This window comes from Pararhizobium sp. P1_E7 (assembly GCF_056405855.1).
Window position 1 is genome coordinate 1 of the sequence record NZ_JBFUBH010000115.1, and the last position, 6,470, is coordinate 6,470.

At 55.0% G+C, this 6,470-nt stretch carries 6 protein-coding genes and 2 pseudogenes; 1 reads left to right on the plus strand and 7 read right to left on the minus strand.

Translation table 11 applies throughout. From position 1 onward, the window contains the following. Positions 1-200, minus strand: a 200-nt coding sequence (locus AC1D17_RS27160; RefSeq protein ID WP_477568359.1) for a hypothetical protein, incomplete at its 3' end; no start/stop codon positions are given. Positions 201-608: 408 nt separating this feature from the next. Between AC1D17_RS27160 and AC1D17_RS27165 the strand changes: the two are divergent. After that, positions 609-983, plus strand: a pseudogene (locus AC1D17_RS27165) (IS21 family transposase); the annotation flags it as partial. Positions 984-1,163: 180 nt separating this feature from the next. Here the strand turns inward: AC1D17_RS27165 and AC1D17_RS27170 are convergent. The 6 genes and pseudogenes from AC1D17_RS27170 to AC1D17_RS27195 all read right to left on the minus strand — a co-directional run. Continuing rightward, a pseudogene (locus tag AC1D17_RS27170) lies at positions 1,164-1,481 on the minus strand (alcohol dehydrogenase catalytic domain-containing protein); the annotation flags it as partial. A gap of 98 nt (positions 1,482-1,579) precedes the next feature. Continuing rightward, positions 1,580-2,710 carry an FAD-binding oxidoreductase gene (locus AC1D17_RS27175; protein ID WP_477568360.1) on the minus strand — a complete coding sequence of 377 codons (1,131 nt, stop codon included), beginning with the start codon at positions 2,708-2,710 and terminating at the stop codon, positions 1,580-1,582. Next, on the minus strand, positions 2,707-3,954 hold the full coding sequence (locus AC1D17_RS27180; RefSeq protein ID WP_477568361.1) for an aromatic ring-hydroxylating oxygenase subunit alpha: 1,248 nt from the start codon (positions 3,952-3,954) through the stop codon (positions 2,707-2,709). Before AC1D17_RS27180 ends, AC1D17_RS27175 begins: the two co-directional genes overlap by 4 nt. Positions 3,955-4,145: 191 nt before the next feature. Continuing rightward, on the minus strand, positions 4,146-5,033 hold the full coding sequence (locus AC1D17_RS27185; RefSeq protein WP_477568362.1) for a LysR substrate-binding domain-containing protein: 888 nt from the start codon (positions 5,031-5,033) through the stop codon (positions 4,146-4,148). Between the two features lie 93 nt (positions 5,034-5,126). Next, complete coding sequence (locus AC1D17_RS27190) at positions 5,127-5,948, minus strand: SDR family NAD(P)-dependent oxidoreductase (protein WP_477568363.1); 822 nt, start codon at positions 5,946-5,948, stop codon at positions 5,127-5,129. Positions 5,949-5,966: 18 nt separating this feature from the next. Further along, the coding region (locus AC1D17_RS27195) for an aldehyde dehydrogenase family protein (protein ID WP_477568364.1) at positions 5,967-6,470 on the minus strand (504 nt) is incomplete at its 5' end.

The window sequence follows — 6,470 nt, forward strand, 5'->3', positions numbered from 1 at the left end:
TCCTTAAACCCGCTCAGAGACTCCTTAAACCCGCTCAGAGACTGCAGAACGCCGTTCGAAATCTCCATGCGCGCTTGTAGAAGGCTGGACGCATACAGGCCCGTAAGACCGACGGCGCATATGCATGCCACAAAGGGCAGGACAAGGATTATCACCTTTGTCTGGATCTTGAGGCGAGCAAGAATCTTGTCGATAAACATGGAATCCCCTGAAAAATACGCAGCCAACCGTTGTCCCCCGGGGAACCTCCGGTCGTCCAGATAAACAGTGTTATGCGAATTCATGCGGTGTTGCCGCCGCTCGCCTTTGCATTCATTGCGGCATCGCAATCGCGATGCTAGCGAGCCATTTTGGCCAATATAACGAACGGGAGATCAAATGATCGCGAGTAGCTGTCACATTATAGCAGCGATCACTTCACTTGACCTTGCGCTAACGCCGCACCGACCCCAATGCTGCTCTGACCCTGTTAACAGTGAGTCGATTTAGCAACTTCCGCCAATCCAATTACGACCAGTTCTTACCCAATTTACGTCACCATATGCAGCACACTTGATGCGGTGGCGGTGCTGCTGCCTATCGTGAAATGGCAGAGTTTGGCGCGGATCACCTATGCGGAAGCGACCTGGACGCAAACGCTGCCGGACCGGATCGGCTCACATGTCCGGATGTTTTGCTTCTTTGACGGCGTTCCCCGGCTGATCGTTCCCGACAATCTGAAGTCAGGCGTCAGTCGCGCCAGTTTCTATGATCCCGAGATCAACCGCAGCTACGGCATGATGGCTTCTCACTATGGCGTCGGCGTTCTCCCAGCACGGCCACGAAAGCCGAGGGACAAATCTAAAGTTGAGAACGGGGTCCGTTTTGCCCAATCGTGCATCTTGGGGCGTCTGCGCAATCACACGTTCTTCTCGCTTGCTGAGGCTAATGCCGGCATTGGCCAGGCACTCGATCGCATCAATGATCATGTCATGCGCCGCCTCGGCGTCAGTCGCCGGCAATTGTTGTCCATCGCGACGGAGCCTTGCGAGAGCTCGCGCGACGGACCGATCCAACACCTCCCTTGAATACCCATGGTCTGCCCTGATCAACTATCGAAGGTGTTCATCGACGGCCCCTATGTCGCGCGACGGATTGACGGTGAGGCAAACACCCGTGTCCTACGACTTGCAGCAGCGGCAGCGACCGCAAGCGACATTGAACGGCACGGAGACGATATCACCGACTCCAACATCTCGACATCAATGCCCTTTTCGATGACTTCCTCCGGTGATCTCGTGGCCAAGTACGAGGCACAGCATCGCTGTCGTGCGGCCCCGCACCATGTGTTGATCCGAGCCGCAGATATTCGTTGACACGACCTTCAGGAAAACGCCGTGTTCGATGCGGCGGCCATCTGGTGCCTCCAATTTAGGATTGTCGATATCACGGACTTCCACTTTTCCCGGCTTTAGATAGACGACACCTCGGTTCTTCCTCATGACTGTCTCCTCCACAGTTGGCTCTTCATTTGTACCCAATCATCATGTGATTTTGTTCGAGGCGCCAGACCCTGGGTTTTCAAATCCTGTTCGAGACTTCATGCCTCTATTTCAACCGAGGTGGTTGGCTTGGAACAGCAAGCCAATACATATCCATCCAGTATCTCCTCCTCTGTTATGCCGCCGTTGTGTTGCATCACCACGTCGCCTGACGTCTTCATCACCTTACAGGTGCCGCAAAGGCCCATTTCGCACACCGAGAGAATCCGCACGCCAGCCTTGCGAGCTGCTTGGAGCAACGTCTCGTCGGGCTCGCAAGCAAGTTCCGTTTCAGAGGTCTGGAACCGCACGAGGTGGGAAGTGGCCGTTGGTATCGAGACGGCCTCTCGTAAAATTGAAGATACCGTTGGCAGCGTTTCCGGCATCGCTGGAAAGCTAAAAGCCTCCTCGTGATAGTTGTCCTCGGGAACGCCGTTCGACAAGAGTAGATTGCGAACCCATTTCATGAATGGGTCTGGACCACAGCAGTAGATTTCTCGCTCGTTGAAATCCGGGAGGATCGCACTGATCTTGTCACGATCGATCCGACCTACCAGCCCGGACCAAGGGTTCGATTGATCTCTTTCTTCAACGATAAAGCCGAGTCGAAGTTTCTTCATGGAGCGCGCGAGATGGTGAAGTTCATCTCTGAAAATTATGTCTGCGGGGCTCCGCGCGCAGTGGAGGAAGGCAACTTCCGTTGCTGGCGAAACGTCGGCCAACCATCTGACCATCGACATCATTGGGGTAACGCCCGATCCGGCCGAAATGAAAAGAAGCTTGTTCCGTTTTGCCAATTCAAGGGTAAAATGCCCCGCTGGCCCGACGGCTTTGACTAAACTGCCAGTGACGAGATTGTCGAACATCCATCTGGTACCGACGCTGGCAATTTGAGCCTTCACTGTTACGGCGATCGTCAGCGGCCGGGACGGACTCGAAGAGATCGTGTAGGTCCTCAGAAGTGGACCAGACGGGGTCGGAAGCTCGAGGGTGAGGAACTGACCCGCCTTGTAGCTGAACAAGGCGGGAGCGGCAGGCTCGAACGTGAATGTCTTCACGTCTGGTGCTTCGTCAGTGACACTCACTACCCGAAGAAGCTCTGGCCCGCCCTTCCAGATGGGATTTTGCAATGCCGGCGTTATACGCAAGGGTTCGGCATTCGTCTCGTTTACGCGCGAGGCCTCTGTCATGCTACGCTCAACAAAGGCGATCGCGTTTCACCGTCAAGCCGCGGGCGGATGAATGAGGTATACCACTCGACAAATTGCAGGACGCCGCCTTCGTGTATCTCCGAATAGGGGCCTGGACGATACGCTGGCGACAAGATGCCGGCTGCATTGTCTTCAACGACTTGACGGTCCTGATCGTTAGTTTCAAGCCAAACGTGGGTCAGGCGGTCCTTATTGTAATCAACGCCCTCCACAGCATCCTTATGTACCAACCACTTGGTAGTAACCGCGGTCTCAGTCGGGCTAATTGGAATGACGCGGAACGTCACAATGTGGTCAGCGAGGTAATKGTTCCAGCTGGATGGATAGTGGTAAAACAGTAGCGCGCCGATGTTATCGACATTTCTCGTGTCTGTGATCGGTTTAGTGACGGCTGGAAGGCCATCCAATGTATAACTCGTCGCGTTGTTGAGAAGCGGCACCCGCGTTGTTCTGAACTGTCCAGTTGGATCAACCTTGAATTCAGCGATGAGCCCGGCGGCTTCGCAACGCGACCAGAGATCGTTCACCTCGCCATCGATCGCACCGTCGGCCACTCCAAATGAAGTCGGCGCTTCTGGAAATGTCTTGCACAGTTCCGGGTGATTGGCGGCGCAGTGATAGCATTCGCGATTGTTCTCCCATACCAGCTTCCAATTACCCTTTTCGATGATCGTGGTTTCATGGGCAACCTTGGCATCCATGAGATTATGCGGCGCAACGTACGCTGCGAACTGATCGCGGACGCGACTGAAATCACTAGGGTTATCCGACAGGCAGATGAAGATCGTGCCTTCTACGACCTCACAGGCCACCGACGCGAGGCCATATCCGGTTTTGTCGAACGTGTCGCCCATCTGCCGCGCGAACAGCAGCTTGCCGTCGAGATCGTAGGTCCATTGGTGGTAAGGGCAGACGAGTCTGGCCGACGTTCCCTTCTCATTCTTGCAAATCTTGCTGCCGCGATGACGGCACGTGTTGTGCATCGCGCGAATCTGCCCCTTTGCATCCCGCACGATCATTACGGGATACTCTCCTATTTGAAGTGTGATATAGCTCCCCGTCTTAGGTAACTCGCAGACATGCCCGGCGAACAACCACTCGCGATACCAGATGTTTTCCATATCAAGACGATATATATCTGGATGCGTGTAAAATTCCCGCTCAAGAGCGAAGCCAGGTTGCCGTCTATCGAGAAGGATCGCCATATCTTTACTTGAGATCATTTTCTGCTCCCCATGGCCTTACTTAATCCATGTACATCTGAACGTGATTTGCTGGGCAACTCAGCCATCAGCAAGCACCCATTCTATCATTTGAGGGGAGCTGTCGTACCGCGCAAAAAACTCACCATGCCTTGAGTTTGATGCAAAGCGTCAGCGAGACTGCTGTAGTTGCTTGAAGCCCTAGCGCCTGGCTATTCCAAGGGACCGGGCATCGATCGAGCCTGTTCGACGAGCCAATTTTTAAAGGATATGGCGGCTCTCGAAAGGGGCTTCTTTCCGTTCCATGCCAAACAGAAGCCGATAGGATCGCGCATGTGCAAGTTCGTCACGCGCATAAGCTTGCCCGATGAAACGAGCGGGTGCACCAAAGAGTGCCACCCCAACGCGATGCCTTGATCCGCCTCGGCAGCGGCAAGCATTAAAACGTATTTTGAAAAGCGTGCGCCGCGAAGTGCATGGAACGATATCGACATCGCTTGGAGAAAATCCTGCCAAAGCGGCCAGTCCGGGTTCGTCCAGTCCATATGCAGCAGCGGAAGGTCGGAAAGTGTCGCCGTGTCGATCCGCGAGTGAGACTGCACAAAGCCGACCCCGGCAACTGGATAGATCATATCCTCGAAAAGAGGCTGCGTTTCCTCGTTTGGCCATGTTCCCGTCGCCGGGCGCACGAAAAGATCAATTTCTGTGTTGCGGAACTCCCGCACTTGATCGGAGATGAAATAATTTATGAGAATATCAGGATGACGAGACCAGAAATCTGGCATACGGGGCATCAGMCAAGCAGTGGCGAACGCGTCAGTGCAAGCGAACGTGACACTTTCGCTGAGACGCTCTGATTTAACCGATTGGATCGCGAGAGAACATCGCGCGAAGCTCGCAGCGACTTCAGCGAAGAGGTCTTGTGCGGGCGGCGTGGGCTGGATGCCGCTTTTCTCACGGCTAAAAAGTTTCACGCCGAGTTCTTCCTCGAGCGCCTTAATCTGGCGGCTGACGGCTCCCGTTGTCACGTTTAGTTCATCTGCCGCCCGCGTAAAACTCGCATTCCTGGCGACTGCCTCGAAAACAGCGAGCGTGCTCAACGGAGGAAGACCGTAAAATTTACGAACGATTGTGGGCCTCCATTTCTCCTCTGGGTTTTAACCACTCCATCAGAGCACTATCGCGGTCGGGCGTCATGCAAAATCGGTGCTCCTTGTCCGATCAATCCAGATGTCTAGCTCATCAACAACGTGATCGAGTTTCTGGCGCGCCCGCATCAACGCATCGGAACCGAGCAACAGATGGACCGGTGGATTTGAATCCGCCACCATTTCCACGATAACCTTTGCGGCCTTATCCGGATCGCCGAGTTGGTTGCGATTGACCGTATCAAGGGTGACCATCGTTCTACCAACGGTATCGCTGTAGGCGGCGTCTGCGATGCGGCTTTTCTTTATCGACATGGTGTTGAGAAAATCCGTCCGAAATTGACCTGGTGCCACTGCCGTTACCTTGATCCCCAATGGTGCGAGTTCAATCGCGAGCGAGCTGGCAAAGCCTTCTACGGCGTGCTTCGCAGCAGAATAGAGAGCGGCACCCACGCTCGGCGCACGGCCGGCGATGGACGTGATGAAGATGACGTGACCTGAGCCTTGCTGACGCAAATATGGGAGAACAACGCGGGTAATCCGGATCGGGGCGAAGACGTCGACCGAAAAGAGCGCCGACAGCTCCTCGTCCGTAGATTGTTCGACAGCGCCCAACAGGCCATAACCGGCATTATTGACGATAACGTCGATGCGTCCTGCAAGCGCGAATGCCTCGTGAACTGTGCTCTCGACCGCTTCGGGGTCATGCATTTCCATGGTCAGGGCCTGAAACCGGCTTTCCTTGAACAAACGCTCTGGTGGATCGCCGCGCACAGTGCCGATAACGCGGCCACCATCCGCAAGGACCGCCTTGGCAATAGCCAAGCCCAGGCCGCGTGAGACACCTGTGATAAACCACGTCTTCATTGCTGGCTCCCCGCCAGATCAGCCCTTGATGTACCAACCCCAGTGATCGTCGGTCACATACTTTGTGATCTGCTTTGTCTCGAGGTAGTTTTCGAAACCCCAGCGCCCCAGTTCGCGTCCGATGCCGGACTGCTTGTACCCGCCCCAAGGTGCTTCGGTAAAAGTTGGCTGCGAGCAGTTGATCCAGACAATACCGGCCCGAAGTGCCGTTGAGACACGCTCAGCCCTGACATCATCTTTCGACATGACCGCGGCGGCGAGACCAAAGCGGGTATCGTTCGCTAGCTGCACCGCCTCCTCTTCCGTACTGAAAGGTCTCACGCACACGACGGGACCGAAAATTTCCTCTTTCCAGGCAGCGCTCTCGAGCGGGACGTCAGTGAGAATTGTCGGCTGCAGGAAATAACCTTTCTCGAGGCCGTTCGGGCGTTCTCCTCCAACCACGACAGTTGCCCCCGCATCCTTTGCGGTCGCGATTGCCATTTTCACGAGATCATATTGCCGCTGGGAAGCGAGCGGACC

What these genes read in the sequence shown, in the direction of transcription:
- AC1D17_RS27175 (WP_477568360.1), bottom strand. Translation starts at nt 2,710, where the DNA reads ATGACAGAGGCCTCGCGCGTAAACGAGACGAATGCCGAACCCTTGCGT.
- AC1D17_RS27190 (WP_477568363.1), bottom strand. Translation starts at nt 5,948, where the DNA reads ATGAAGACGTGGTTTATCACAGGTGTCTCACGCGGCCTGGGCTTGGCT.